Annotated in this window: 1 protein-coding gene; it reads left to right on the top strand. The window is 67.1% G+C overall.

Features of this window, described 5'->3' with window-relative positions:
- Positions 1-186: 186 nt before the first annotated feature.
- Positions 187-672 (top strand): glycosyltransferase (locus A5697_RS05830; RefSeq protein ID WP_197500927.1); only part of this gene is annotated, 486 nt, incomplete at its 3' end.

Genomic DNA, 672 nt, shown 5'->3' with positions numbered 1-672 from the left:
TGCGCAAGATCCTCTCCCCCGACTACCTCTCGCGCGCCCGCGAGCTGGCCGCTCGGATGACGAAGCCCGCAGACAGCATCACCAAGAGCGCCGACCTTCTGGAAAACTTCGCGCGCGCGGGACGGGTTGGGTGACGAACGGCACCCCTGACGTCGCCGGCGCACGGCAACTGCAAGGCTAGGACCCGTGACGAAATTCGCCCTCGCCGGCTACGGAACGCGCGGCGACATCGAGCCATTGGCAGCGGTCGGCCGCGAGCTGCTGCGCCGAGGGCACGACGTGGCCGTGGCCGTCCCACCGGAATTGATGGGTTTCGCCGAGTCCACCGGGCTCGCGGCGGTCCCGTACGGCCCGGAACTGCACGACTTCCTGGACGAGGAGTTCCTCCGCAACATGTGGGCTGAGTTCTTCCGGAACATCTGGACGATCCGCAGCCCGATCAGGTTGATGCGCAAGGTCTGGGAGCCCCTCATCCGGCATTGGGGCGAGGTCAGCGCGGCGCTGACGTCCCTCGCCGCCGACGCTGACCTATTGTGCACCGGCCTGAATTTCGAGCAGGCCGCCGCCAACGTCGCGGAACACTACAACATTCCGCTGGCCACGCTGCATTACATCCCGATGCGGCCGAACGGGCAGCTGATTCCGATGCTGCCGGGGCCGATGGTTCGCACC

Source organism: Mycobacterium sp. E3251 (assembly GCF_001666835.1).
Classification (GTDB): domain Bacteria; phylum Actinomycetota; class Actinomycetes; order Mycobacteriales; family Mycobacteriaceae; genus Mycobacterium.
This window is presented reverse-complemented; position numbering and strand designations above follow the sequence as displayed.